Genomic DNA, 24,307 nt, shown 5'->3' with positions numbered 1-24,307 from the left:
GTTCTCCTCATGGCAAGGGTCGCCGGAATCGGCGCGCCCCGGCGGCGGACTGAAGTAGAAGCGGGATCCGTTGGCGATCGAATCGCCCGCTAAAGGGCGTTCAGTGCGGCGAGCGTCGAAGTCGCGTCACACACGCGCAAGCCGCACGCGCAAACGAGAGTGCAGCAAGCGTAATGCCTGGGCGCGTCGCCTCCGAAAGTCGGAAGGCGTTTGCGCGTACCACAGTTCCTCGAAAATGCCGGGTTGTCAACGGCCAATCCGGCAAACAGACCCGACGCCTGGCGGTCGGCTCAGGCATAACGGGCGAGGAACATGTCGGCGGCCGCTTCGGCCACCTGTCTTTGCTCCCGTTCGCCGAGCGGCGCCTCGCCCATCGTCACCTGCGGCCAGAACGCAAAAGCTTTGACCAGCGCCTGCAACTGCAGCGCCGCGAAGCCCGGGTCGTCGGTTTTGAGACGGCCCGCGGCGACGGCCGCCCGGACCCACATGGTCAGATCTTCCTCGCGTTCGCCGAGGCGCGCGACCATGTCTCGCGCCCGCTCCGGCGAATGAATCCCGGCCGCGATCGCCACACGCGCGAGCGACAGAAAGGACGCGTCGTTCAGCAGCCGGAGCTTGCGGCCCAAAAGGTCGAGCAACTGCGGGCGTAGCGGTTCGCCCGCGCGGTAGGCGGGGGCGTCGCCCCGCTGGCTCGCGTCCCATAGCTGATGGAGAATCGCCGCGAAAAGTACTTCCTTGCCCGGAAAATGATTGTAGACCGTGCGTTTCGAGACGTTCGCGCGGGCGGCGATACGGTCCATGCTGGTCGCGTCGTAGCCGGCCGCGAGGAATTCCTCGATCGCGGCGCCGATGATGGCGACGCGCTTGCGGTCAGTGAGGCGTTGAGGGGTGACAGCGGGATTCATAAACAGGATTTTAAACCGGGCAGTTTACTTCTCTCGATAATAAACTACACTGCCGAGTGTATATTTTCCTGTGGACGGCCCCACTTCATGACGTCGATTCCCGCTCTTGTCAGCCGCGTGCTTGGCGTCACCGCCGCGCGACGCGGACGCGCATTGTTCCGCCTCTCGCCGCAGCATGACGGCGAACGCTTTCGCAACGTCACGCCACGTCCCGCCGAAGGCTTGCGCAAGACGCTCGGCATTGCGTGGAACGTATTGTTCAACAAGCCACCCGGCACCGCGCCGGCCAGGACGTTGCCGGTCGATGCGCTGACGCGTGCGCAGCTCGACGCGGCACCCGACCGCAGCCTCTACCGGCTCGGTCATTCGACGATGCTGCTGAAGCTGCGCGGCCAGTACTGGCTGACCGATCCCGTGTTCGCGGAGCGTGCGTCACCGTTTCGCCATCTCGGCCCCAGGCGCTTTCATGCTCCGCCGATCGCGCTCGCCGATTTGCCGCCGCTGCGAGGCGTGATCCTGTCGCACGATCATTACGACCACCTCGACCGCGAAACCGTGCTCGCGCTTGCGCGGAGCACCGGCGTGTTTCTGACACCGCTCGGCGTCGGCGACCGGTTGATCGAATGGGGCATCGACGCTTCGAAGGTGCGGCAGTTCGACTGGTGGCAAGGCACCGAACTGGACGGCATGCAGTTCACCGCTACGCCCGCGCAGCATTTTTCCGGCCGCAGTCTGTGCGACGGCAACAGCACGTTGTGGGTGTCGTGGGTGATCGTCGACGACGATCTGCGCGTGTTCTTCAGTGGCGACACCGGCTACTTCGACGGCTTCCGGACGATCGGCGAGCGCCTTGGGCCGTTCGACGTCACGCTGGTCGAGACGGGCGCGTACGACGCGCAATGGCCGTACGTTCACATGCAGCCTGAAGAGACCGTGCAGGCGCACATCGATCTGCGCGGCCGTTGGCTCGTGCCGGTTCACAACGGCACCTTCGATCTCGCGATGCACCGCTGGCATGAGCCGTTCGAAAGAGTGACGGGGCTGGCGCTCGCGCGCGGGGTCGCGCTGTCGACGCCCCGGATAGGCGAGCGGCTGGATCTGGGCGCGCCGCATCGCGGCGAACTCTGGTGGCGCCGCGCCGTCGAGACCCTCGCTGCGCCGAAGACGGGACGGCGTTGGTGTGCTTCGCGCGATGCCGGAGACGCGAAGTCTTCGTGATTCCTCTTCGTGATTCCTTGTGAACGCTACCTGAGGAAGCTGCTCAGCGCGACTCACGCACAGCGGGTTCCCACTGCGCCCGCGGCCCTTGAAACCCGTCAGGCGGCGGGCGTGTTTCCCGACGGCCGCCATCCTCATCGCCTACGCGGCAAACCCATCCGGTTCGGGAAAACGGGAGCGCGGGAGCGGCGGCCGACCAGGCCGCCATCCGCTAACGCAGACGTTACCGCGTACATCGGCAATACTGCGACGCCCAGGCCGCACGACAAAGATCCGCGAGCACGAACAATTCGCTCACGACAATTTTCGGCACCAGGCTGATCTCAGTGGCTTTGCGTTGCCATACCGCAGCGCGGCGAGTATGCCGTGGGGGTTCCGATAGGGAGCCCCGCCCCCAGTCCCCAGCAGATTGGCGCCCCCGGTTTGTGGACACGCCCATCACGAAGCGGTGGATGCGGAAATTTGCCGCTTTTATACTGGCGCGCATATCAATCAGGAGAACAGTATGCGACGCGTGATTGTCCGGCGTTCGTCAATTCATGGGAAAGGCGTGTTCGCGATGCGGCCGCTCGCAGCGGGCGAGCGCGTGCTCGAATATAAGGGTGAAATCATGGCGTGGCGGGAGGCCGTGCGTCGGCATCGGCGCGAAGGCGTCGCCGGGCATACGTTTCTTTTCGGCCTGTCGGACGGACGCGTGATCGACGGCAGCCGCGGCGGCAATAGCGCGCGATGGCTGAACCACGCGTGTGAGCCCAACTGCGAAACCATCGAGGACGCTGGACGCATCTTCATCCACACGCTCAGGCCAATCGAGGCCGGAGAAGAACTCTTCATTGAATACCTGCTGACCGTTGATGATCCCGTGGACGACGACATTCGACGTCAGTACGCCTGCCGGTGTGCCGCTCCGGGATGCCGCCAGTCGATGTTGGCGGATGCCGCGTGACTGGACCGGCGTGGCGTGAGTCGAGATTGAAATGCCCAGATGCCACAGAGGTCGATGCGCAGGGCGCTCGACAGGCGCCGGAGATGCCGGTCTGGGGGTCGCGGACCGCCCGCCCGATACGACATTCGACGCGTATCCGGCAGGCAGCCCGGCAGGGTGGCGCGCAAGCGTCACAATCGGGCCGCCGCCAGAAACGCTTGACAGCGCCCAGCAGGATGCAGGCCGTGGATCGTCGTTGGCCGTACGACGACTCACCGCGCCGCTCGGGCGACCCGGCCGCTTGCCCGTCCCGACCTTAGGCTCCAGCCGCCTTCAGGCGCAACATGGTTCGCGGATGGACATTGAACCGGGTTGCTACCTCGGTGGCCGACTGGTGACGAAGTAGCTCGAGTGCCTGTGACCGCTGCGTTGCCGAGAGCGCACGCCGTCTCCCGAGTTTGCTGCCCCTGGCGCGGGCGGCCGCTATGCCCGCGCGGGTCCGCTCGCTGATCAGATTCCGTTCAAACTCGGCTAGCGCGGCCATCATGTGGAAGATGAGGACGCCACCGGATGAGCTCGTGTTGATCGATTCGTTCAAGGAAACGAATTCGATGCCGCGCCGCTCAAGATGGGTAATCAGATCGACCAGCTTGCTCAACGACCTCCCCAGTCTGTCCAGCCGCCACACGACGAGTGTGTCGCCTTCCTTTGCGGCGTCGAGCGCGGCATCCAGTCCGCGCCGGCAGAACACCGTGCCTGACACCCCGTGATCAGTAAAGAACTTGTTGCAGCCTGCCGCACGCAATGCGTCGAGTTGTAGTGCAAGGCTTTGTTCGTGCGTTGAAACGCGTGCATAACCGATTTTCATGTGTTTTCCGAGAAAGGAGGGGCCCTCTGCCTAACTGGTGGTGAGTGAAGCGGCATCTTGTGTTGGTCTCCCGGCAATGCCGTCACCATTCAGTTGACAAAATTGGTCCTTTTTGCCACTATCGTTAGACGAATAAGGGATCATGGCGGGGCGGCCGAAGGTGTCATTTTCAGAAGGCGATAGCACGAATTATCAAAAGTCGGCCGCACGGTTTTTTCTGACGGTTGACGTCACCTCAGAAAACGGAAAATAAAGCACGCTTAGGCGTAGTTCCCTTGGCTACACCGCGTCGGTACTGCGCGGTTCTTTCTTCCCTTGCAGTGAAGCAATCAGCGGGCAAGAAACATTCCCCTGCCGCAGGTGGCAGGCACACACAAGTTCGGAAAGCACCGACTCCATACGCGCCAAGTCAGTCATTTTTTCGCGCACGTCCTTGAGCTTGTGCTCGGCCAGACTACTGGCTTCCTCGCAATGGGTGCCATCCTCCAGCCGCAGCAGTTCGGCTATTTCATCCAGACTGAAGCCCAGCCGCTGGGCTGATTTCACGAACCGCACCCGCGTTACATCCGCCTCGCCATAGCGGCGGATGCTGCCGTAAGGCTTGTCCGGCTCCGGCAACAAGCCCTTGCGCTGATAGAACCGGATGGTCTCTACGTTGACCCCGGCCGCCTTGGCGAAAACGCCGATGGTCAGATTTTCCAAATTGTTTTCCATATTGCTTGACTCCGTACATGACTACGGAAGTAAGGTTACGCTATCCAATTTAAATTCGAAAGGACACGCGCATGTCTGAACCACAAAACGGGCGCGGGGCGCTCTTCGCCGGCGGGCTGGCTGCCATCCTCGCCTCGGCCTGCTGCCTGGGGCCGCTGGTTCTGGTCACCTTGGGGTTCAGCGGCGCTTGGATCGGCAACCTGACGGTATTGGAGCCGTATCGGCCGATCTTCATCGGCGCGGCGCTGGTTGCACTGTTCTTTGCCTGGCGGCGCATCGTCCGACCGACCGCAGCCTGCAAGCCGGGCGAGGTGTGCGCGATTCCGCAAGTGCGCACCACCTACAAGCTCATTTTCTGGTTCGTCGCCGTGTTGGTCTTGGTCGCGCTTGGTTTTCCCTACGTCATGCCATTTTTCTACTAATCAGGAGTTCATCATGAAAAAGCTGTTTGCCTCCCTCGCTCTCGCCGCTTTCGTTGCCCCCGTGTTCGCCGCCACTCAGACCGTCACGCTGTCCGTGCCTGGCATGACCTGCGCCTCTTGCCCGATCACTGTCAAGCACGCGCTTTCCAAGGTTGAGGGCGTGAGCAAGACCGACGTAAGTTTCGACAAGCGCCAGGCCGTCGTCACCTTCGACGATGCCAAGACCAACGTCCAGAAGTTGACCAAGGCGACCGAGGACGCGGGCTATCCGTCCAGCCTCAAACGCTGATCCGTTAACCGAACTCGGGAGCGACACATGGGACTCATCACGCGCATCGCTGGCAAAACCGGCGCGCTCGGCAGCGTCGTTTCCGCGATGGGCTGCGCCGCCTGTTTTCCTGCCATCGCCAGCTTTGGCGCGGCCATCGGACTGGGCTTCTTGAGCCAGTACGAGGGGCTATTCATTGGCATCCTGCTGCCGATGTTCGCCGGCATCGCGTTACTCGCCAATGCTATCGCTTGGCTCAATCATCGACAGTGGCGACGCACGGCGCTCGGCACGATAGGCCCGATCTTGGTGCTGGCAGCGGTGTTTTTAATGCGGGCTTACGGCTGGCAGAGCGGTGGACTGCTCTATGTCGGCCTGGCCTTGATGGTTGGGGTGTCGGTCTGGGATTTCATCTCGCCAGCACATCGCCGCTGCGGGCCGGACAGCTGTGAATTGCCAGAACAACGTGGCTGACGGCAACAGCCGTAGCCACCACAGAAAAGGAAAAATACATGACCACCCTGAAAATCACCGGGATGACCTGCGACTCGTGCGCGGCTCACGTCAAGGAAGCCTTGGAGAAAGTGCCCGGCGTGCAATCGGCGCTGGTGTCCTATCCGAAGGGCACAGCGCAACTCGCCATTGAGGCGGGCACGTCATCGGATGCGCTGACTACCGCCGTGGCCGGACTGGGCTACGAGGCAACGCTTGCCGATGCGCCACCGACGGACAACCGCGCCGGCCTGCTCGACAAGATGCGCGGCTGGATAGGGGCCGCTGATAAGCCCAGTGGCAACGAACGCCCGTTGCAGGTCGTCGTCATTGGTAGCGGTGGCGCGGCAATGGCGGCAGCACTGAAGGCCGTCGAGCAAGGCGCGCACGTCTCGCTGATCGAGCGCGGCACCATCGGCGGCACCTGCGTCAACGTCGGCTGCGTGCCGTCCAAGATCATGATTCGCGCCGCCCACATCGCCCATTTACGTCGGGAAAGTCCGTTCGACGGCGGTATCGCGGCGACTGTGCCTGCGATTGACCGCAGCAAACTACTGGCCCAGCAGCAGGCGCGCGTCGAAGAACTGCGCCATGCCAAGTACGAAGGCATTCTGGACGGCAACCCGGCCATCACCGTTGTACATGGTGAGGCGCGTTTCAAGGATGAGCAGAGCCTGGTCGTCCGTTTAAACGATGGTGGCGAGCGCGTGGTAGCTTTCGACCGCTGCTTAGTCGCCACGGGTGCCAGCCCGGCCGTGCCGCCGATTCCGGGCCTGAAAGAGTCACCCTACTGGACTTCGACCGAGGCCCTGGTCAGCGACACCCTTCCCGAACGCCTAGCCGTGATCGGCTCGTCGGTGGTCGCGCTGGAACTGGCGCAAGCCTTCGCCCGGCTGGGCAGCCAGGTCACGATCCTAGCTCGCAACACGCTGTTCTTCCGCGACGACCCGTCCATCGGCGAGGCCGTCACAGCGGCCTTCCGTGCCGAAGGGATCAAGGTACTGGAACACACGCAAGCCAGCCAGGTCGCGCATGTGAACGGCGAATTCGTGCTGACCACGGGACACGGTGAAGTACGTGCCGACAAGCTGCTGGTCGCTACCGGACGGACACCGAACACGCGCAGCCTGGCACTCGACGCGGCGGGAGTCACCGTCAATGCGCAGGGTGCCATCGTCATCGACAAGGGCATGCGCACCAGCACGCCACACATTTACGCGGCCGGCGACTGCACGGACCAGCCACAATTCGTCTATGTGGCGGCAGCGGCCGGCACCCGTGCCGCGATCAACATGACCGGAGGGGATGCTGCCATCAATCTAACCGCGATGCCGGCCGTGGTGTTCACCGATCCGCAAGTAGCAACCGTGGGCTACAGCGAAGCGGAAGCGCATCACGACGGGATCGAAACCGACAGTCGCACGCTCACGCTCGACAACGTGCCGCGTGCGCTTGCCAACTTCGACACACGCGGCTTTATCAAGCTGGTCATCGAGGAAGGTAGCGGACGGCTCATCGGCGTGCAGGTCGTCGCCCCGGAAGCCGGCGAATTGATCCAGACGGCTGTTCTCGCCATTCGCAACCGCATGACGGTGCAGGAACTGGCCGACCAGTTGTTCCCCTACCTGACGATGGTCGAGGGGTTGAAGCTCGCGGCGCAGACCTTCAGCAAGGACGTGAAGCAGCTTTCGTGTTGTGCCGGATGAGGAAAAGGAGGTGTTCGATGAACGCCTACACGGTGTCCCGGTTGGCCTTTGATGCCGGGGTGAGTGTGCATATCGTGCGCGATTACCTGCTGCGTGGATTGCTGCGGCCAGTCGCCTGCACCACGGGTGGCTACGGCCTGTTCGATGACGCCGCCTTGCAGCGACTGTGCTTCGTGCGGGCCGCCTTCGAGGCGGGCATCGGCCTCGGCGCATTGGCGCGGCTGTGCCGGGCGCTGGATGCGGCGAACTGCGATGAAACTGCCGCGCAGCTTGCTGTGCTGCGTCAGTTCGTCGAACGCCGGCGCGAAGCGTTGGCCAATCTGGAAGTGCAGTTGGCCGCCATGCCGACCGCGCCGGCACAGCATGCGGAGAGTTTGCCATGAACAGCCCCGAGCGCATGCCGGCCGAGACGCACAAACCGTTCACCGGCTACCTGTGGGGCACGCTGGCCGTGCTGACTTGCCCCTGCCACCTGTCCATCCTCGCTGCCGTGCTGGCCGGCACAACCGCCGGTGCATTCCTTGTCGAGTATTGGGTCATCACGGCGCTCGGTTTGACCGGCCTGTTTCTTCTGTCACTGGCGCGGGCGTTGCGGGCATTCAGGGAAAGATCATGAGCGCTTCCCGGCCGGATGGATGGACTACGGCGGAGGGCCCAAGCGTTCGAGCGCGGGCAAGGCTTTCTGTTCGCAAAGCCGATGCCGGCGGCGGCATTCGCCGTCTTCGTCAGTCAATGGAGGGGTGCCACCATGAATGCAAATGATCCGACCGCCACCAGTTGCTGCGTGTGCTGCAAGGAAATTCCGCTCGATGCCGCCTTCACACCGGAAGGCGCGGAGTACGTCGAGCACTTCTGCGGGCTGGAGTGTTATCAACGTTTCCAGGCGCGGGCCAGCACTGCGACCGAAACGAGCGGCGAACCGAACGCTTGCGGTTCGCCGCCGTCAAATTGAGACAAACCACGCTTTCGCTACGTCGCCTCATGTCGGCATCAAATTCGGCTGAGTAGCTTCTCGCCATCTGGACGTAGCTCGCCCTTGGGTGAAATATGCCGATACAGGGTCTGCCGCGTGATGCCAAGTTCCTGGCACAGGTCGCCGACCTTGGTCTCTGACTGCCCCATTGCCGCCATCGCCAGCCGCAGCTTGGCGGCGGTCATCTTGAACGGCCGGCCGCCTTTCCGGCCGCGTGCCCGTGCTGAGGCCAGGCCCGCCACGGTGCGCTCGGCGATCAACTCGCGCTCGAACTCGGCCAGCGCGGCGAAGATACCGAAGACCAGCTTGCCGGCGGCGGTCGTGGTGTCAATGGCCGCGCCGTGCCCGGTCAGCACCTTGAGGCCGATGCCGCGTCCGGTCAGGTCATGGACGGTATTGATCAGATGGCGCAGGTCGCGCCCGAGCCGATCCAGTTTCCAAACGACCAACGTGTCGCCTGGCCGTAGTGCCGTAGCTGTACCGCTCGGAACGGCTCTCATGCGGGGCATCCGCAAAGATGGACGGGGCCACGCGCCGGATTTGGTCATCCGACAAGGGGTAATCGGAACGCAGCGCCGGGGAATGGGAAGCAAAACGGGATGCAAGCATGTCTTTCTCCTGACTTGGTTGTTGAAGAAAACCGCACACCGGATTCCTAGATTCGGAGCCCAGCCTTTCGGCTGTTCGGTGCGGTCGGCACGAGGAACCTGGTTGGCCCTGTTGCCACCGTCTTTCCTGAGTTCATCGCCCGCGACGGTCAGGAGCGCGCGGACGGGGGCCGTCAAGGAGGCAAGCGCAGGGTTGGTGCGGCCCGCAGCGCAGCGAGGACACGGCCCTGCGCGCCTTGACGGCGCACGGGAGCGGGCTACAGTCGCGGACAAGGTGATGAAGTCAGGGGAGACGGCTGGACAAGGCAACGGCCTTCCCCATGCGCCGACCGCACGGCAAGCGAAGCGCGCAGGCCCGAAGCTGGAAGCCGGGCCGGAGGCGTCAGCCGATCAGCGCGAGGGAATGATGGAAGCCCGACAGGGGCGAAACCCCGCAGGGGGTTCGATGCGCAGCACGACAGCGCGACCGGCCATGTTTCCTGGCCGGGGACGCCCGGACTTCAAGGCTCGATGCACAAGCTCATGCTCCAGGCATCGGGAAGCCGGCTCGGCGGCCTTTGAGGGGCGCCAAGCTCGCGCGGCGGGGATAGCCCGCAGGGCTTTCCCCTGGAGACAAGCAAAGCGCGCAACGCCCCGTTAGGGGCGCGAAGGCATCACGCCGAGTCGTCAGAGCGCAGGCTGGATTCCGACAGCAGCACGATGCGCTGCTCGTCAGTGATGAGTGCGTTGTTCATGGTGAGCTCCTGAAAGGTTGCCGGGCGGAATTGCCCGACCCTTTCGGGGCACTGCGCAGCGCAAGCAGTCAAGGGTCAACGACGGCCGCAGGCCGCAAGAGTGCGAGCACGCGCCGCCCTTGCACGGCGAGAACGCCGTGGCACGATGGAGAAGCAACAAGCCGCCACACCGCGCCACCCAGGCACAGCCGGTATTAGCAAGCGCAGCGCGCAGGCCCGGATCTGCGATCAGGGCCGCAGTTGCGTGAAGGATCGACGCCGCATGGCCGTGATTCGGCACGAAGCACGGGGCAACGCCCGAGAGCCTGACGGCGCCGCGCGCCGACACGCCCCAGGGCGGGGTGCAAATCTTCTGAACCCAGTAGTTACTGTTTTGTAGAGATCGCTACATCATTGCAACGACCGTGACAGGGATTTAAGCTGTTGCCATGACTCTCACCTCCGACTCTTGGCTGACCCTCATCGTCAGCCTCCCCTCCGCGAGCGCCACGGCACGCATGCGGATTTGGCGCGCCGTCAAGGCGCTCGGCTGTGCCGCCTTGCGCGACGGCGCCTACCTACTGCCCGCTCAGGCCGAACAGGCTGCGCAGCTACAAATGCTGGCCGATGAAGCGCTGCAGGAAGGTGGCCAAGCCTGGCTGCTGCAGGTACAAGCCCTTGACCTGGCTGAGCAGGCCACCTTTCAGGCGCTGTTCGACCGGACGGCCGATTACACCCCCTGGCTGGAGGAACTGGCGCAAGCACGCCAGACGCTTTCCGCCCTGAGCGCAGCCGAACTCCAGCGTACACAGCGCAAGCATGCGCGTGCCTATGAGGTCATCCGCAAAATCGACTTCTTTCCCGGCGAGACGTCGATCCGCGCCGACGCCCAGTGGCGCGATTTCGCCAACGCCCTCGAATCTATGCAGTCACCCGGCGAGCCGCAGCCTATGGCCGGCCGCATTGCTCGGCGTGATCGCATGCAGTACCAGGGGCGAGTCTGGGCCACACGCCGCCATCTCTGGGTGGACCGCGTGGCGAGTGCCTGGCTGATCCAGCGTTTTATCGACCCTCACGCGCGCTTCCTGTGGCTGAACACCGCAGCAGACTGCCCGTCCGATGCGCTGGGTTTCGATTTCGACGGCGCGACTTTCTCGCACGTGGGCGAGCGGGTGACGTTCGAGGTACTGCTGGCGAGCTTCGGCCTGGAGGACGATCGGGGTCTCTCGCGCCTGGGAGCCATGGTGCATGCGCTCGACGTGGGTGGCGCGACCACACCCGAGGCCAGCGGCTTCGAGGCCGTGCTGGCCGGCGCACGCAAGCGCTGGCCGGACGACGACGCGCTGCTGGTCGACATCGGCGGCGTGCTGGATTCGCTCCATGCCCATTTCTCCAGTAGTCGCAAAACGTGACGACCCACCTCAGATCACTTCTTTAACTCAGATCACTTTTTTAGGAACGAATCTTCATGAACGAGACCACTTCAGCTGCAGCCATCAGCAGTGCGGCGCCTCGCAGCTATACGCTGTGGCAATTGATTGCTTATTTCTTACGGCTCGGAGCACTGGGCTTCGGCGGACCCGTAGCCCTGGCCGGCTACATGGATCGCGACTTGGTGGAACGGCGCCAATGGTTCACCGAGGCAGACTACAAGGAAGGGCTGGCCTTGGCGCAGCTCGCGCCAGGACCGTTAGCCGCGCAGTTGGCCATCTACCTGGGCTTTGTTCACTACAGCTTCCTAGGGGCCACCCTGGTGGGCCTCGCTTTTGTGCTGCCCTCGTTTCTGATGGTGATCGGACTGGGTTGGGCCTATACGCATTTCGGCGGCCTGGGTTGGATGCAGGCCGTGTTTTATGGCGTGAGTTCCGCTGTCATTGGGATCATTGCTGTCAGCACCTGGAAGCTCTCTACCAAGAACATCGGCAAAGACAAACTGCAATGTGCCATCTTTGCAGTAGCGGCGGCAGTGACAATCATCACCCAATCCGAGGAACTGTGGTTGTTCCTGGGCGCAGGCATTCTCGTGTGGTTGTTGCGCGCGCCGCCGAAATTTATTAAGCCGTCCAGCACGCTGCACAGCAGTGCTATTCCTTTGCTGGCCTTGCTTGGCTTGTCCAACGTCGACTGGACCAGGCTGTGGCAGATCACCAAGTATTTCTTCTACGCGGGCAGCTTTGTTTTTGGTAGCGGCCTAGCTATCGTCCCGTTTCTGTACAGCGGAGTGGTCAAGGAGTACGGATGGTTGACCGATCACCAGTTCCTTGACGCTGTCGCAGTCGCCATGATCACTCCCGGTCCTGTCGTCGTCACTACCGGGTTCATCGGCTTTCTGGTCGCGGACTTCTGGGGCGCGGTTGCTGCGGCGCTGGCAACCTTCCTGCCGTGCTATCTCTTCACAGTCCTGCCAGCCCCGTACTTCAAGAAATATGGAAAGAAACCGGGAATCGTGGCATTCGTCGATGGCGTGACGGCAGCCGCCATCGGATCGTTGGCCGGAGCCGTGGTAGTTATCGGGGTGCGCTCGATCAAGGACGTTCCCACGGCGCTACTCGCCCTGGGGACTGCTGCCTTGCTTTGGAAATTCAAGAAGTTGCCGGAGCCGATCGTTGTCGCTGCCGCGGCACTGATTGGGCTGGTCGTCTACCCGCTGGTGACCCGCAGCTGAATAGAAGCGAGAGGAGTCCACGCCTTAACCCATGACTTGCCACATTTCTAGGAACACTCCAATGGATTTACAACTACGCCCCCTTACCATCAACCTCGCTGCCCTCAACGGGCTGTCCGAGAAACTCATCCTCAGCCATCACGCGAATAACTACACCGGCGCAGTCAAGCGCCTGGATGCTATTCGCCAGCAACTGGCGCACCTGGATTGGCCGACCGCTCCGGTCTTCATGATCAATGGCCTGAAGCGCGAAGAGCTGATCGCCGCCAATTCCGCTTGGCTCCACGAGCTGTACTTCGACACGCTGGGAGGCGACGGTGCATTGCCGGACTCCGGCCTGGCAGTTGCCTTGGCCCGCGACTTTGGCAGCGTTGACCGCTGGCGCACGGAATTCTCCGCACTGGCCAAGGCCATGGGCGGCGGCTCGGGGTGGGCGCTGCTGTCATGGTCCACACGCGAGGCGCGGCTGATCAACCATTGGGCGGCAGACCATACGAACCTGCTGGCCGGCGCCACACCGCTGCTGGCACTGGACATGTACGAGCACGCCTACCACATGGATTTCGGTGCCAAGGCGGCCGCGTATGTTGACGCCTTCATGCAAAACATCCGCTGGAATGCCGTGATGCAGCGCTACGCTGCCGCCGTCGAGGCTGATGCACTGCCCTGGTCGGCCGCACCAGAGGAAGTCGGCGGTGACCTCCAACTGATCGACGTGCGACGCACGGCAGGCTACGCACAAGCGCCTGATCGCATCGCCGGGGCCATTCGGCGCGATCCCGTGCAGTTGGCAAATTGGAGCCGTGAAATCGATACCTCTAAACCCGTCCTTGTGTATTGCGTGCACGGCCATGAAGTCAGCCAGTCGGTGGCGCTCGCGCTACGAGCGCATGGCCTCGACGCACGCTTCGTGGCCGGAGGCATCGAAGCCTGTCGCGCTGCTGGCGTGACATTTGAAGCAAAGGAGTAGCACCATGAAGTGGATTACACGCGAACGCCCCAAGATCGACCGCATCGCCTGTCCCTGGCTGGTTGCGCGCTTCATCGACCAGCAGGCGGAATTTCTCTATGTGCCGGCCAGCGAGGTGCTGAAAACCGCCAACGCTACCGGCGCCATCCCCTACGACATCCCGAATGTCGAACTAAGCCATGTGGGCGAGCTGTGCAGTTTCGATTCCTTCCTGTCGAAGTACCACCTGGACGACCCAGCGCTGCGCCAGTTGGCCGAGATCGTGCGCGGCGCCGACACCTCCCGGCTCGACCTGACGCCGCAATCAGCAGGGCTCTATGCGCTCTCGCTCGGGCTGTCGCACAACTTTAGCGACGACCACGAAATGCTCCAGCACGGCATGGTGATGTACGACGCCCTCTATGCGTGGTGCCGCGCATGCCAGGCCGAGACACACAACTGGCCGCCGGTCATGCCAGCCTGATCCGCCCAACTGAAAATGCACCAAATGTCCGCAATCCCCCGTCTTGCCTTCGCCACACTCATTCAGTCCCTGAGCCTGGTGGCGGCATCGGCAGCGCCCGGCCCCAGCGAACTCACCGGCGCGCAGATCAAGACAGTCTTCGTCGGCAATGTCATATCCGAAGGCGCGCACTGGTCCGCTTACCTCCTTCCCGATGGACGCACGAAGTCCATTGAACTGGGGCGGCCGCACCAGGGGCATTGGAAGATCGTGGGCAAGGAATTGTGCGTAAGCATCAGCACGGGTGTAGAGCCCGAATGCTGGACGGTACTGCGCAAAGGCAAGGCCTATCTGCTGCGCGCCCACGGCCAAGACCTCTACGAGGTCACTCCGGAACCTCTGTCGTCGAAATACCCGTTCGATTGACCGGCACCTGCCTCGATTACCCGCTCCGGCCAGCCCCCGGAGCTGCATCCCGCCAACTACCAAGGAAACTCCATGCTGCGTCTAACCCTCTCCACACTGGCCCTGGCCGCGGGCCTGCTCACTACGGGGTCTCCTCGTTTTCAGTGCAATAAGTGACGGTACGCAAAGCTAGCACTGGCGCGGGGGTGGTCTGGGTAGACCGTTGATTTCATTGACTTTCCTGTTCGCTTTGTAAACGGGTATGGTGGCCTCCCACTTTTGAGGTTCACGATGCAGGGTTGGCACACAACGTTTTTGGGGATGCGTGGGCTCCCCCGCGATATCAGCGACTTCGAGATGAAGGCATTTTTCACCTTCGATGGTGCCGAGCGCGACGCAATCAATGCACGCCGAGGTGATTCCCACAAGCTTGGTCTGGCGCTCCATATTGGTTTCCTGCGCATGAGTGGGCGTTTGCTCGGTGCCTTTCGGGTAATTCCAGTAGCCTTGTGGCGCCACCTTGGCAACGAGCTTGGCATTGCAGCACCAGAAGTCGCCTCGCTGAGAGCCATGTATGAACGCGGGCGCACGCTATTCGATCACCAACAAGTAGCCTGCACGGTCCTTGGATTCCAGTGGATGAGCGAGCACCAGCGCCGCTCACTGGTACGTGAACTGCGCGACGAAGTGGCGCGCTGCGCCGACCGCGATCAGCTACTCGTGCGGGCGCGTCAATGGCTGTACAAGAACAAGCTGGTGATCGTGCACGAGCGGGCAATTCGGACACTGATTGCGGCGGCACTTGCCCAGCTTGAAGTTGAAACAGGCACCGCCATCGCCGCCAGCGTTGATCCAGCAACACTTGATCGCTGGCGAGCCTCAGTTTCAGAGCTGCGCCCAGATGGACAAACCCAGCAGAGTTGGCTATGGGCTGCACCGGCGAAACACTCAACCCGCCAAATCAGCGAGGTACTGGAGCGCATCGACCTGCTTTACACGCTGGACGTTCATAAGCACCTGGCAGACATCCCCGATCTCATCTTGCGCCGCTACGCGCGCCGACTTGTCTCCAGGCCGCCCTCAGCCGGAGCCAAGATCAAAGAGCCAGCGCGCACCGTGGAGGTCGCATGCTTTCTTCGGTATTGCCTGTTCACCACCACAGACCAGTTGATCCTTATGGTGCAGCGCCGGATCGCCGATCTGTGGCGTCAGGCTGCCGCCGATGTCCCCGCTACCGTCAATTGGGCCGCAATGTACAAAACGCTGCTCGGCGAACTTGTTGCCTTGAGCGCGCAAGGTGCGGTGCCAGATGCTGAGTTGCGTGCCCGTCTTGAAGCCTTGATCACCGAAACCCAGAAACGCAAACCACCGAGCAGGGCCTCCCTGGTCCGCGAGGGATTGATTGATGGAATTCGCCCCGTGCGGTCGTTGCTCGTCGCCATTGCAAAGCTGCCCTGGCAGGCCACCGGCGAGCATCCTGCCATCGAGTACCTTGCCAAGCTGCAAGCTTTATATCTCAAAGGATCCAGAAAGCTGCCAGTTGAAGTGGTGGCACCAAGTCTGGGAATGATCTGGCAGGTTTCGATCTCCAGCCCAGACCGGGAACGGGCGTTTCAGGCGTTGGAGGTGGCCACCCTGTTTGCCCTGCGCCGCGCGGTGCGCAATGGCTCGGTCTGGATTGAGCACAGCCTGAGCTTTCGGGGTCGTGCGCGCTTGTTCTTCACGGACGAGCGTTGGCAGGCAGAGTCCAAGAAACACTATGCCCGTCTATCGTTACCCAGCAAGGCTGCCACTTTCTTGAAGCCTTTGCTGGCCAGAGTAACTGCCGGTGTCGATGCGGTGGCCGCTGCAGCCCGCAGTGGCGTACTGCGCGTGGATGATGAACTCCATTTGTCGCCATTGCCCGCAGAGGACGAAGACCCAGAAGTGACCAAGCTGCGCGCGGCTTTGGATCACCGCATCGGTGAGGTTCAATTGCCGGAAGTGATTCTGGCCGTTGACGCCCAGGTGCGCTTTAGCTGGATCATGCTCGGACGTGAGCCGCGCTCTACCGACGAGCTGCTGATGGTCTATGCCGGCATCATGGCCCACGGCACCAGTCTGACTGCGGTCGAATGCGCGCGCATGATTCCGCAATTGTCTGCCACCAGCATTCGCCAGGCCATGCGCTGGGCGCGGGACGAACGGCGTCTGAGCCAGGCCTGCCAGGCTGTGCTGGAATTCATGCAGCGACACCCGATTGCCGCCACCTGGGGGCGGTCCGATTTGGCATCTTCTGACATGATGACCATGGAGACCACCAAACGGGTGTGGCAAGCCCGGCTTGATCCTCGGCGCAACACACCTTCCATTGGAATCTACTCCCATGTAAAAGACCGGTGGGGCATCTTCCATGCGCAGCCCTTTGTGCTCAATGAGCGCCAGGCGGGCGTGGCCATTGAAGGTGTCATCCGCCAAGAAAAGCTGGAGACCAGCCAGCTTGCTGTGGATACCCATGGCTACACCGACTTTGCCATGTCACATGCCCGTTTGCTTGGTTTTGATCTTTGCCCGCGGTTGAAGGAACTCAAACAGCGCCACCTCTTTGTGCCACGCGGCACCAAAGTGCCCGCAGAAATCGCTGCGGTGTGCGAAGCCAATGTCGACGTCGCTTTGATCGAAAAGCATTGGGATAGTCTGGTGCACCTGGCAGCCTCGGTCATGAGCGGACATGCCAGTGCGGTGGCAGCTCTTGCGCGGTTCGGTTCTGCCGCCCAGGGCGATCCAATCTATGAGGCTGGCGTGCAATTGGGGCGGTTGCTGCGTACGGCGTTTTTGGCTGACTACTTTGTCAAGGACGCTTTCAGGAACGAGTTGCGCCGGGTGCTCAATCGGGGCGAGGCTGTTAACGCCCTCAAGCGCGCCATTTATACCGGCCGGATCAGCCCGGCGCAGGCCAAACGTGTCGATGAAATGCAGGCTGTGGCCGATGCGTTGAGCCTGATGGCCAACATCGTGATGGCGTGGAATACCTCACAGATGCAGGCGGTCCTGGATCGCTGGTCGAACCGCCGCCAGGTCATTCCACCGGAACTGATCGGGAAGATTGCGCCCACCAGGCTGGAGAGCATCAACTTGCGGGGTGTGTTTCGCTTCCCGGTTGACCGCTATGCTGACCAAATCCTGCCTTCGCGGCCAAATGCATCGATAACTGGCACCAATGGATGAAACCGACCACGGTTTGACGCCACGAATCGCAGATTTGAAAGTGAACAGGAAAGTCAATGAAATCAACGATCTACCAACACCACCTCCGCGCCAGTGCTAGCTTTTCGTACCGTCACTTATTGCACTGAAAACGAGGAGACCCCACATACAGGTTTCGACATGAACAATGGCATGCCTCCACGATGCCGGAACCAGCGCGAGCCCACCGCCTGCGATACGCCAACCGCCTCAGCTGCCCTCTCACTGGTGATTCCGGTTGCAATCTGTACCCAGAACTGGCGCTCGACCTCTCGCCGAAGCGAAGGCGCCCCCGGAGATCGCATCGCATCTCTCCCTGTCAATTGCTTCATCCATCCTGCGGGTCGCCCCATAAACACCTCCTGGTTGAAGGTGTTGCGACGACCAATTGAATCCGCCCAGTATTGCAGCGGCGAGTTCCAGGGGGCGTTGAAAGACTGGAAGATGCGCTCGTCAATGAGCAGGAAGGGCAACTGCTGGGACAACGCACCGACCGAGAGCTTCTGGGGCCGGCTGAAAACGGCCAGCGTGCATGGACACAAGTTCACCACCCGAGAGCAAGCCAAACAGGCTGTGATGGACTGGATGGCTTTCTACAATCACCGCAGGCTGCATTCGTCACTGGGCTATCTCAGCCCGATGCAGTTCGAGCAACGCTGGTACGAGGCACAGCGCAAAAAGGCCGCGTAATCGTCGGGCTAAGAGCTACACGAAACGAGGGCAAGGTCAGTTGGCCACCAGAAAGGTGTGCAGCACATGGCTGGGCCGCATGGGTTTGGTGGGGTTGTAGCCGATCTCCGCGCCTTCTTGGTGCCCGTACAGCGGCTTGATGCTGGCGTCGATGTCCAGCACCCAGGGTTGGTCGAGCACCTCGCGCACTGAAGTAGCAAGGCTCGGGCGCAGCCACGCCGCACTGCTGGCTTCGTCGATGCGCTGCAGCGCCCGGCGCAGCGCGTCCTCGCTGACCATTCTGTTCATGCCCAGGGCCTGCGCGGCCACAGCGTCGCCTCGCAGGGCGGTGATGTGCGCGTAGCGTCGGTGCCCGGCCAGCAGTCCGAGCATCAGCGTGCCCAGCACGTCACGTTTGTCCGGGGCGTTGCCGCTGCGGTAGACGAGTGGACAAGCGGACACCCAACGCTCGAACACGCCGGTGGCGGCCAGGAATTCCGCGAAGAACACCAGTTGGCCGTGCGGCGTGGCCGCCGCACCTTCGTCCCAGCGCACGTGCATGCGCCCGCCCAGCGTGTCCACGATCTGCGGCTGGACGGGCTCATGGCCTGCCCTTGGACGCGCCGCCAGCGCCTTGCGTCTTGCTTCACCCATCGGGTGAGTGTGCCAAAACCGCGCAAAGCCGCAACTGGACTGGCTCAGCGCCCGATCACGGTCGAGCAACTGCCGGATTTAGGATCATCCAAAACGATGTGGGAGCGGCTGAAACCCGTCAGGGATCGCCCGAACCGCAAGTCGTGTCAAGTTCCACCTGTACCTGATCCTGGATTTGTACAGCCGCAAGATCGTGGGTGCCGAGGTGCACGACAGCGACGAATCTGTGCATGCCGTGCATCTGGTGCGGCGCACCGCACTGGCCGAGGGCATCGCAGCGATGGACACCAAACCCGTACTAAGACCTTTCCTAGGGTTTTCACTCAGGTATGGATGTCGAATGTCGATAATAATATCAACATTATGACGAGCCACTTGCTATCGAAGCCTGATTCAGTCCGCGCTGAAATGTGGGGAAATTTTCTGTAATGACCAGGTGAGAAATGCAATGAATGCGAGAACTCCAAACAGCCTCACCATGGGAGGCGACAAGTCATTTGCGGATGCGTCGCCGGTGCCCATCGCGAACGTGCGCAGCCTGATTGAGGCGACGTTTCAGCGGTTGCGGGCGGACATCGTGGAGGGGCGACTCGCTGCTGGCTCCAGACTCGCCATTGAAGATCTCAAGTCGCGCTATGAGGTTAGCGGCGGGACCGTGCGGGAGGCGCTTTCCCTGCTGGTGGCCAATAACCTGGTGCAGACACAGGCCCAGCGTGGATTTCATGTGACCCCCATGTCTCTGGATGACATGCGTGATCTGGCCGCCACGCGGATCGCGCTTGAGTGCGAAGCGCTGCGCCAAAGTGTGCTGAATGGCGACGCCGAATGGGAGGCGCGGGTTGTCAGTTCGTATCACCGGCTCTCGCTCCTCGACGAGCGCACGATGCGCGATCCGGTTCACTTGTTCAATCAGTGGGAGCAAGCCAACCGCGACTTTCACGAAGCCCTGATCTCAGCCTGTTCATCCGCCTGGACCCAGCGGTTCCTGTCTATCCTGTATTTGCAAATGGAGCGCTACCGCCGATTGACGGCGATGCACAACCGGCCTGCCAGAAACGTGCACGAGGAGCATCTGGCGCTTCGTGACAGCGCGCTCGCGCGTGATGCCGAGCGCTGTACTGAGTTGTTGCGGATGCATATTGAGTCATCAATTTCGGTGGTTCGGCAATTCGGTTTGTTGCGGTGACGCCAACATCGCAGGTATCTTTTTTGTGTGATGGAAGAGGTTGGTATTTTTTCCGCCCTGCCAAGGGCATTTCAACGGAGACGTTAAATCATGAGTTCAGCAATCAAAGAAGTGCAGGGAGCCCCTGTGAAGTGGGTTACCAATTGGACGCCGGAGGCGATCCGGGGGTTGGTCGATCAGGAAAAAGGGCTGCTTGATCCACGCATCTACGCCGATCAGAGTCTTTATGAGCTGGAGCTTGAGCGGGTTTTTGGTCGCTCTTGGCTGTTACTTGGGCACGAGAGTCATGTGCCTGAAACCGGGGACTTCCTGGCCACTTACATGGGCGAAGATCCGGTGGTTATGGTGCGACAGAAAGACAAGAGCATCAAGGTGTTCCTGAACCAGTGCCGGCACCGCGGCATGCGTATCTGCCGCTCGGACGCCGGCAACGCCAAGGCTTTCACCTGCAGCTATCACGGCTGGGCCTACGACATCGCCGGCAAGCTGGTGAACGTGCCGTTCGAGAAGGAAGCCTTTTGCGACAAGAAAGAAGGCGACTGCGGCTTTGACAAGGCCGAATGGGGCCCGCTCCAGGCACGCGTGGCAACCTACAAGGGCCTGGTCTTTGCCAACTGGGATGTGCAGGCGCCAGACCTGGAGACCTACCTCGGTGACGCCCGCCCCTATATGGACGTCATGCTGGATCGCACGCCGGCCGGGACTGTGGCCATCGGCGGCATGCAGAAGTGGGTGATTCCGTGCAACTGGAAGTTTGCCGCCGAGCAGTTCTGCAGTGACATGTACCACGCCGGCACCACGACGCACCTGTCCGGCATCCTGGCGGGCATTCCGCCGGAAATGGACCTCTCCCAGGCGCAGATACCCACCAAGGGCAATCAGTTCCGGGCCGCTTGGGGCGGGCACGGCTCGGGCTGGTATGTCGACGAGCCGGGCTCACTCCTGGCGGTGATGGGCCCCAAGGTCACCCAGTACTGGACCGAGGGTCCGGCTGCCGAGCTTGCGGAACAGCGCCTGGGGCACACCGGCATGCCGGTTCGACGCATGGTCGGCCAGCACATGACGATCTTCCCGACCTGTTCATTCCTGCCCACCTTCAACAACATCCGGATCTGGCACCCGCGTGGTCCCAATGAAATCGAGGTGTGGGCCTTCACCCTGGTCGATGCCGACGCCCCGGCGGAGATCAAGGAAGAATATCGCCGGCACAACATCCGCAACTTCTCCGCAGGCGGCGTGTTTGAGCAGGACGATGGCGAGAACTGGGTGGAGATCCAGAAGGGGCTACGTGGGTACAAGGCCAAGAGCCAGCCGCTCAATGCCCAGATGGGCCTGGGTCGGTCGCAGACCGGTCACCCTGATTTTCCTGGCAACGTCGGCTACGTCTACGCCGAAGAAGCGGCGCGGGGTATGTATCACCACTGGATGCGCATGATGTCCGAGCCCAGCTGGGCCACGCTCAAGCCCTGATCAAGACGCAATCGTTAGATCTGTCAACCGGAAGAATTCAACATGGTGGGCTGGACGTGCATGTGCAGACGGCGCGCCGAGGTTCCGTCCCCTGATATTTACTTGGAGATAACTGTTATGACAAATCCATCCCCGCATTTTTTCAAAACATTTGAATGGCCAAGCAAGGCGGCTGGCCTTGAGTTGCAGAACGAGATCGAGCAGTTCTACTACCGCGAAGCGCAGTTGCTTGACCACCGGGCCTACGAGGCCTGGTTTGCCCTGCTGGACAAAGATATCCACTACTTCATGCCGCTGCGCACCAATCGCATGATCCGGGAGGGCGAGCTGGAATATTCCGGCGACCAGGATTTAGCCCATTTCGATGAAACCCATGAAACCATGTACGGGCGCATCCGCAAGGTGACCTCGGACGTGGGCTGGGCGGAGAACCCGCCTTCCCGCACGCGCCACCTGGTCTCCAACGTCATCGTCAAGGAGACGGCCACGCCGGATACCTTCGAGGTCAATTCCGCATTCATCCTGTACCGCAATCGGCTTGAGCGCCAGGTCGACATCTTCGCGGGCGAACGCCGGGACGTGCTGCGCCGCGCCGACAACAACCTTGGTTTCAGCATCGCCAAGCGCACCATCCTGCTCGACGCCAGTACCTTGCTGTCGAACAACCTGAGCATGTTCTTCTAGCCCAGCACGCTGAACCGGCCTCAATGAGGATGCTGCCATGAAAAATGCAAGACTGTTTTTGATCGCCATCGGCGTCTTCTACATCATCAACCTCATTGGCACGCTTCCCTTCAGCACGTTGGGCTTGTTTGGCAGGATGTATCCAGGCGTAGAACTGCACGTGGGTGCGCCGATTTTCACCCTGCTGCAGGATGCCTGGGCGGTGGTCGGTCTCCAGTTGGGCGCCATCGGGGCCGTCGCTTTGTGGGGCGCCCGCGATCCGGGCCGTTATCGGGCCGTTATTCCAGTGGTCATCGCAACGGAAGTGGTCGATGGCCTCTGGGATTTTTACAGCATCGTGTGGAGCCACGAAGCCTTGTGGTTCGGGCTTGTCACGCTGGTGATCCATGTGCTGTGGATTGGCTGGGGCCTGCATGCCTGGCGTGCCCTGGCGTCGAAATCGCTGAGGACACTTTGAATTACTCTTCAGCCACCAACAGTGACTGTTCGCCCCAGGCGATTTAACCCTTTTAACTAATTACAAGAAGCGTTATGAAATTTACCAGAGTTTGTGATCGAAGAGATGTGCCCGAAGGCGAAGCCCTGAAGGTCGAAAGTGGAGGCACCTCCGTCGCGATTTTCAATGTGGATGGCGAGCTGTTCGCAACACAGGACCGCTGCACCCACGGCGACTGGTCCCTGTCCGATGGCGGCTATCTTGAAGGTGACGTGGTGGAATGCTCACTGCACATGGGGAAGTTTTGCGTTCGCACGGGCAAGGTCAAATCACCGCCGCCCTGTGAGGCACTGAAGATATTTCCGATCCGCATCGAAGACAATGACGTGCTGGTCGACTTCGAAGCCGGGTATCTGGCGCCATGATCGACACCATCGCCATCATCGGCGCCGGCCTGGCCGGTTCGACGGCTGCGCGCGCACTGCGCGCCCAGGGATACGAGGGGCGCATCCACCTGCTCGGGGATGAGTCGCATCAGGCCTATGACCGGACCACGCTGTCCAAGACGGTGCTGGCGGGCGAGCAGCCCGAGCCGCCTGCAATCCTGGACAGCGCCTGGTACGCATCGGCCCATGTGGATGTCCAGCTCGGGCGACGGGTGAGTTGCCTGGATCTGGCCAACCGCCAGATTCAGTTTGAATCGGGCGCCCCGCTGGCCTACGACCGGCTGCTGCTGGCCACCGGCGCGCGCGCCCGGCGCATGGCGATTCGGGGTGGCGACCTGGCAGGCATCCATACCTTGCGAGACCTCGCCGACAGCCAGGCGCTGCGGCAGGCGCTGCAACCGGGCCAGTCGCTGGTCATCGTCGGCGGAGGCCTGATCGGTTGCGAGGTGGCGACCACCGCCCGCAAGCTGAGTGTCCATGTCACGATTCTGGAAGCCGGCGACGAGTTGCTGGTGCGCGTGCTGGGTCACCGGACCGGGGCATGGTGTCGGGCCGAACTGGAACGCATGGGTGTCCGCGTGGAGCGCAATGCACAGGCCGCGCGCTTCGAAGGCCAGGGGCAGGTGCGCGCCGTGATCTGCGCCGACGGGCGCCGGGTGCCCGCCGATGTGGTCTTGGTCAGCATTGGCGCCGAGCCGGCGGACGAGCTGGCCCGTGCCGCTGGCATCGCCTGCGCGCGCGGCGTGCTGGTCGACGCCACCGGCGCCACCTCGTGTCCAGAGGTGTTCGCCGCCGGTGACGTCGCCGCCTGGCCGCTGCGTCAAGGGGGCCAGCGCTCGCTGGAGACCTACCTGAACAGCCAGATGGAGGCCGAAATCGCGGCCAGCGCCATGTTGAGTCAGCCCGTGCCGGCGCCCCAGGTGCCGACCTCGTGGACGGAGATTGCAGGCCACCGCATCCAGATGATTGGCGATGCCGAAGGGCCCGGCGAGATCGTCGTACGCGGCGACGCCCAGAGCGGCCAGCCAATCGTGTTGCTCAGGCTGCTTGATGGCTGCGTCGAGGCCGCGACGGCGATCAATGCCACCAGGGAATTTTCTGTGGCGACCCGACTGGTCGGCACCCGGGTTTCTGTTTCCGCCGAGCAACTGCAGGACGTCGGCTCGAACCTGCGGGATTTACTCAAAGCCAAACCGAATTGATGCGCATGACCGGCGAATCGCTTTAACAATAAAGGGGATTG

The 24,307-nt window shown here is 62.0% G+C and carries 25 protein-coding genes and 5 pseudogenes; 23 read left to right on the top strand and 7 right to left on the bottom strand.

Going from position 1 to position 24,307, the window contains the following annotated elements; all coding sequences use genetic code 11:
* Positions 1-290: 290 nt before the first annotated feature.
* Positions 291-905 carry a TetR/AcrR family transcriptional regulator gene (locus BXE_RS42425; RefSeq protein WP_011494308.1) on the bottom strand — a complete coding sequence of 205 codons (615 nt, stop codon included), beginning with the start codon at positions 903-905 and terminating at the stop codon, positions 291-293.
* Positions 906-992: 87 nt separating this feature from the next.
* On the opposite strand from BXE_RS42425, the gene BXE_RS42420 reads away from it, so the two are divergent.
* A complete protein-coding gene (locus BXE_RS42420) occupies positions 993-2,123 on the top strand; it encodes an MBL fold metallo-hydrolase (protein ID WP_011494307.1) in 1,131 nt (376 codons plus the stop codon).
* 505 nt (positions 2,124-2,628) lie between these two features.
* Positions 2,629-3,069, top strand: coding sequence for an SET domain-containing protein (locus tag BXE_RS42415; protein WP_011494305.1), 441 nt, complete (start codon positions 2,629-2,631; stop codon positions 3,067-3,069).
* Positions 3,070-3,364: 295 nt separating this feature from the next.
* Here BXE_RS42415 and BXE_RS42410 read toward each other — a convergent pair whose 3' ends face one another.
* Both BXE_RS42410 and merR read right to left on the bottom strand, forming a co-directional pair.
* Positions 3,365-3,916, bottom strand: coding sequence for a recombinase family protein (locus BXE_RS42410; RefSeq protein WP_011494304.1), 552 nt, complete (start codon positions 3,914-3,916; stop codon positions 3,365-3,367).
* A 279-nt stretch (positions 3,917-4,195) separates the two neighbouring features.
* Positions 4,196-4,630 (bottom strand): Hg(II)-responsive transcriptional regulator, encoded by a 435-nt coding sequence (gene merR, locus BXE_RS42405; RefSeq protein ID WP_005798840.1) that lies wholly within the window; start codon positions 4,628-4,630, stop codon positions 4,196-4,198.
* Between the two features lie 71 nt (positions 4,631-4,701).
* Here merR and merT point away from each other — a divergent pair, with 71 nt between their 5' ends.
* The 7 genes and pseudogenes from merT to BXE_RS47030 form a co-directional block, all read left to right on the top strand.
* The gene (merT, locus tag BXE_RS42400) at positions 4,702-5,052 is read left to right on the top strand and encodes a mercuric ion transporter MerT (RefSeq protein WP_005798838.1); all 351 of its coding nucleotides are present in this window, start codon (positions 4,702-4,704) and stop codon (positions 5,050-5,052) included.
* A gap of 13 nt (positions 5,053-5,065) precedes the next feature.
* Complete coding sequence (gene merP, locus BXE_RS45375; RefSeq protein WP_004178136.1) at positions 5,066-5,341, top strand: mercury resistance system periplasmic binding protein MerP; 276 nt, start codon at positions 5,066-5,068, stop codon at positions 5,339-5,341.
* Positions 5,342-5,368: 27 nt separating this feature from the next.
* Positions 5,369-5,794, top strand: coding sequence for an organomercurial transporter MerC (gene merC, locus BXE_RS45370; protein WP_000522996.1), 426 nt, complete (start codon positions 5,369-5,371; stop codon positions 5,792-5,794).
* 38 nt (positions 5,795-5,832) lie between these two features.
* Entirely contained in the window at positions 5,833-7,518 is a 1,686-nt protein-coding gene (gene merA, locus BXE_RS42385) for a mercury(II) reductase (protein ID WP_005798829.1), read from the top strand.
* Positions 7,519-7,535: 17 nt separating this feature from the next.
* Entirely contained in the window at positions 7,536-7,901 is a 366-nt protein-coding gene (merD, locus tag BXE_RS42380) for a mercury resistance co-regulator MerD (RefSeq protein ID WP_005798827.1), read from the top strand.
* Positions 7,898-8,134 (top strand): broad-spectrum mercury transporter MerE, encoded by a 237-nt coding sequence (gene merE / locus BXE_RS42375; RefSeq protein WP_005413392.1) that lies wholly within the window; start codon positions 7,898-7,900, stop codon positions 8,132-8,134. Before merD ends, merE begins: the two co-directional genes overlap by 4 nt.
* Before the next feature lie 48 nt (positions 8,135-8,182).
* Positions 8,183-8,470: pseudogene (locus tag BXE_RS47030) on the top strand (DUF3330 domain-containing protein); the annotation flags it as partial.
* Positions 8,471-8,508: 38 nt separating this feature from the next.
* Here BXE_RS47030 and BXE_RS42365 read toward each other — a convergent pair.
* Together BXE_RS42365 and BXE_RS46945 are read right to left on the bottom strand one after the other, a co-directional pair.
* A complete protein-coding gene (locus tag BXE_RS42365; protein WP_081435654.1) occupies positions 8,509-9,000 on the bottom strand; it encodes a recombinase family protein in 492 nt (163 codons plus the stop codon).
* Positions 8,951-9,100, bottom strand: a pseudogene (locus BXE_RS46945) (recombinase family protein); the annotation flags it as partial. The pseudogene BXE_RS46945 and the gene BXE_RS42365, both read right to left, overlap by 50 nt.
* 1,161 nt (positions 9,101-10,261) lie before the next feature.
* Here BXE_RS46945 and BXE_RS42360 point away from each other — a divergent pair.
* From BXE_RS42360 to BXE_RS42335, 6 genes are all read left to right on the top strand, one after another.
* Positions 10,262-11,224 (top strand): chromate resistance protein ChrB domain-containing protein, encoded by a 963-nt coding sequence (locus BXE_RS42360; RefSeq protein WP_005797799.1) that lies wholly within the window; start codon positions 10,262-10,264, stop codon positions 11,222-11,224.
* Positions 11,225-11,280: 56 nt separating this feature from the next.
* Positions 11,281-12,477, top strand: a complete 1,197-nt coding sequence (locus BXE_RS42355) for a chromate transporter (protein ID WP_005797798.1) — start codon at positions 11,281-11,283, stop codon at positions 12,475-12,477.
* A 61-nt stretch (positions 12,478-12,538) separates the two neighbouring features.
* Entirely contained in the window at positions 12,539-13,447 is a 909-nt protein-coding gene (locus BXE_RS42350) for a Fe-Mn family superoxide dismutase (RefSeq protein ID WP_005797796.1), read from the top strand.
* A gap of 4 nt (positions 13,448-13,451) precedes the next feature.
* Positions 13,452-13,910: a chromate resistance protein ChrB domain-containing protein gene (locus tag BXE_RS42345; protein ID WP_005797792.1), complete on the top strand. Its 459-nt coding sequence runs from the start codon at positions 13,452-13,454 to the stop codon at positions 13,908-13,910.
* A 24-nt stretch (positions 13,911-13,934) separates the two neighbouring features.
* A complete protein-coding gene (locus BXE_RS42340) occupies positions 13,935-14,315 on the top strand; it encodes a hypothetical protein (protein WP_013722014.1) in 381 nt (126 codons plus the stop codon).
* Positions 14,316-14,585: 270 nt separating this feature from the next.
* Entirely contained in the window at positions 14,586-17,501 is a 2,916-nt protein-coding gene (locus tag BXE_RS42335) for a Tn3-like element IS1071 family transposase (protein ID WP_003158660.1), read from the top strand.
* A 140-nt stretch (positions 17,502-17,641) separates the two neighbouring features.
* On the opposite strand, the pseudogene BXE_RS45580 reads toward BXE_RS42335, so the two are convergent.
* Positions 17,642-17,851: pseudogene (locus BXE_RS45580) on the bottom strand (IS30 family transposase); the annotation flags it as partial.
* A 64-nt stretch (positions 17,852-17,915) separates the two neighbouring features.
* Between BXE_RS45580 and BXE_RS45575 the strand changes: the two are divergent.
* Positions 17,916-18,209 (top strand): annotated as a pseudogene (locus BXE_RS45575) (integrase core domain-containing protein); the annotation flags it as partial.
* A gap of 36 nt (positions 18,210-18,245) precedes the next feature.
* Here BXE_RS45575 and BXE_RS43615 read toward each other — a convergent pair.
* Positions 18,246-18,770, bottom strand: a complete 525-nt coding sequence (locus tag BXE_RS43615; RefSeq protein ID WP_199577093.1) for a transposase — start codon at positions 18,768-18,770, stop codon at positions 18,246-18,248.
* Between the two features lie 223 nt (positions 18,771-18,993).
* Between BXE_RS43615 and BXE_RS48440 the strand changes: the two are divergent.
* The 7 genes and pseudogenes from BXE_RS48440 to BXE_RS42295 all read left to right on the top strand — a co-directional run.
* A pseudogene (locus BXE_RS48440) lies at positions 18,994-19,170 on the top strand (IS3 family transposase); the annotation flags it as partial.
* A 120-nt stretch (positions 19,171-19,290) separates the two neighbouring features.
* Entirely contained in the window at positions 19,291-20,028 is a 738-nt protein-coding gene (locus tag BXE_RS42320) for a GntR family transcriptional regulator (protein WP_011494300.1), read from the top strand.
* Positions 20,029-20,118: 90 nt separating this feature from the next.
* Positions 20,119-21,498, top strand: a complete 1,380-nt coding sequence (locus BXE_RS42315; RefSeq protein ID WP_011494299.1) for an aromatic ring-hydroxylating dioxygenase subunit alpha — start codon at positions 20,119-20,121, stop codon at positions 21,496-21,498.
* A 117-nt stretch (positions 21,499-21,615) separates the two neighbouring features.
* Complete coding sequence (locus tag BXE_RS42310; protein WP_040123616.1) at positions 21,616-22,182, top strand: aromatic-ring-hydroxylating dioxygenase subunit beta; 567 nt, start codon at positions 21,616-21,618, stop codon at positions 22,180-22,182.
* Between the two features lie 37 nt (positions 22,183-22,219).
* The gene (locus BXE_RS42305) at positions 22,220-22,639 is read left to right on the top strand and encodes a BphX family protein (RefSeq protein WP_003451002.1); all 420 of its coding nucleotides are present in this window, start codon (positions 22,220-22,222) and stop codon (positions 22,637-22,639) included.
* A 74-nt stretch (positions 22,640-22,713) separates the two neighbouring features.
* A complete protein-coding gene (locus BXE_RS42300; RefSeq protein ID WP_011494297.1) occupies positions 22,714-23,043 on the top strand; it encodes a non-heme iron oxygenase ferredoxin subunit in 330 nt (109 codons plus the stop codon).
* A complete protein-coding gene (locus tag BXE_RS42295) occupies positions 23,040-24,266 on the top strand; it encodes an NAD(P)/FAD-dependent oxidoreductase (protein WP_003450997.1) in 1,227 nt (408 codons plus the stop codon). Before BXE_RS42300 ends, BXE_RS42295 begins: the two co-directional genes overlap by 4 nt.
* Positions 24,267-24,307: the final 41 nt, after the last annotated feature.

Origin of the sequence: Paraburkholderia xenovorans LB400 (genome assembly GCF_000013645.1) — a bacterium.
Classification (GTDB): Bacteria; Pseudomonadota; Gammaproteobacteria; order Burkholderiales; family Burkholderiaceae; genus Paraburkholderia; species Paraburkholderia xenovorans.
The sequence above is the reverse complement of the archived record's forward strand: the minus strand, read 5'-3'. Positions and strand labels throughout refer to the sequence as shown.

Coding starts and splice junctions, on each gene's coding strand:
- BXE_RS42425 (WP_011494308.1), bottom strand. CDS start 905: ATGAATCCCGCTGTCACCCCTCAACGCCTCACTGACCGCAAGCGCGTC.
- BXE_RS42420 (WP_011494307.1), top strand. CDS start 993: ATGACGTCGATTCCCGCTCTTGTCAGCCGCGTGCTTGGCGTCACCGCC.
- BXE_RS42415 (WP_011494305.1), top strand. CDS start 2,629: ATGCGACGCGTGATTGTCCGGCGTTCGTCAATTCATGGGAAAGGCGTG.
- BXE_RS42410 (WP_011494304.1), bottom strand. CDS start 3,916: ATGAAAATCGGTTATGCACGCGTTTCAACGCACGAACAAAGCCTTGCA.
- merR (WP_005798840.1), bottom strand. CDS start 4,630: ATGGAAAACAATTTGGAAAATCTGACCATCGGCGTTTTCGCCAAGGCG.
- merT (WP_005798838.1), top strand. CDS start 4,702: ATGTCTGAACCACAAAACGGGCGCGGGGCGCTCTTCGCCGGCGGGCTG.
- merP (WP_004178136.1), top strand. CDS start 5,066: ATGAAAAAGCTGTTTGCCTCCCTCGCTCTCGCCGCTTTCGTTGCCCCC.
- merC (WP_000522996.1), top strand. CDS start 5,369: ATGGGACTCATCACGCGCATCGCTGGCAAAACCGGCGCGCTCGGCAGC.
- merA (WP_005798829.1), top strand. CDS start 5,833: ATGACCACCCTGAAAATCACCGGGATGACCTGCGACTCGTGCGCGGCT.
- merD (WP_005798827.1), top strand. CDS start 7,536: ATGAACGCCTACACGGTGTCCCGGTTGGCCTTTGATGCCGGGGTGAGT.
- merE (WP_005413392.1), top strand. CDS start 7,898: ATGAACAGCCCCGAGCGCATGCCGGCCGAGACGCACAAACCGTTCACC.
- BXE_RS42365 (WP_081435654.1), bottom strand. CDS start 9,000: ATGCCCCGCATGAGAGCCGTTCCGAGCGGTACAGCTACGGCACTACGG.
- BXE_RS42360 (WP_005797799.1), top strand. CDS start 10,262: ATGACTCTCACCTCCGACTCTTGGCTGACCCTCATCGTCAGCCTCCCC.
- BXE_RS42355 (WP_005797798.1), top strand. CDS start 11,281: ATGAACGAGACCACTTCAGCTGCAGCCATCAGCAGTGCGGCGCCTCGC.
- BXE_RS42350 (WP_005797796.1), top strand. CDS start 12,539: ATGGATTTACAACTACGCCCCCTTACCATCAACCTCGCTGCCCTCAAC.
- BXE_RS42345 (WP_005797792.1), top strand. CDS start 13,452: ATGAAGTGGATTACACGCGAACGCCCCAAGATCGACCGCATCGCCTGT.
- BXE_RS42340 (WP_013722014.1), top strand. CDS start 13,935: ATGTCCGCAATCCCCCGTCTTGCCTTCGCCACACTCATTCAGTCCCTG.
- BXE_RS42335 (WP_003158660.1), top strand. CDS start 14,586: ATGCAGGGTTGGCACACAACGTTTTTGGGGATGCGTGGGCTCCCCCGC.
- BXE_RS42320 (WP_011494300.1), top strand. CDS start 19,291: ATGAATGCGAGAACTCCAAACAGCCTCACCATGGGAGGCGACAAGTCA.
- BXE_RS42315 (WP_011494299.1), top strand. CDS start 20,119: ATGAGTTCAGCAATCAAAGAAGTGCAGGGAGCCCCTGTGAAGTGGGTT.
- BXE_RS42310 (WP_040123616.1), top strand. CDS start 21,616: ATGACAAATCCATCCCCGCATTTTTTCAAAACATTTGAATGGCCAAGC.
- BXE_RS42305 (WP_003451002.1), top strand. CDS start 22,220: ATGAAAAATGCAAGACTGTTTTTGATCGCCATCGGCGTCTTCTACATC.
- BXE_RS42300 (WP_011494297.1), top strand. CDS start 22,714: ATGAAATTTACCAGAGTTTGTGATCGAAGAGATGTGCCCGAAGGCGAA.
- BXE_RS42295 (WP_003450997.1), top strand. CDS start 23,040: ATGATCGACACCATCGCCATCATCGGCGCCGGCCTGGCCGGTTCGACG.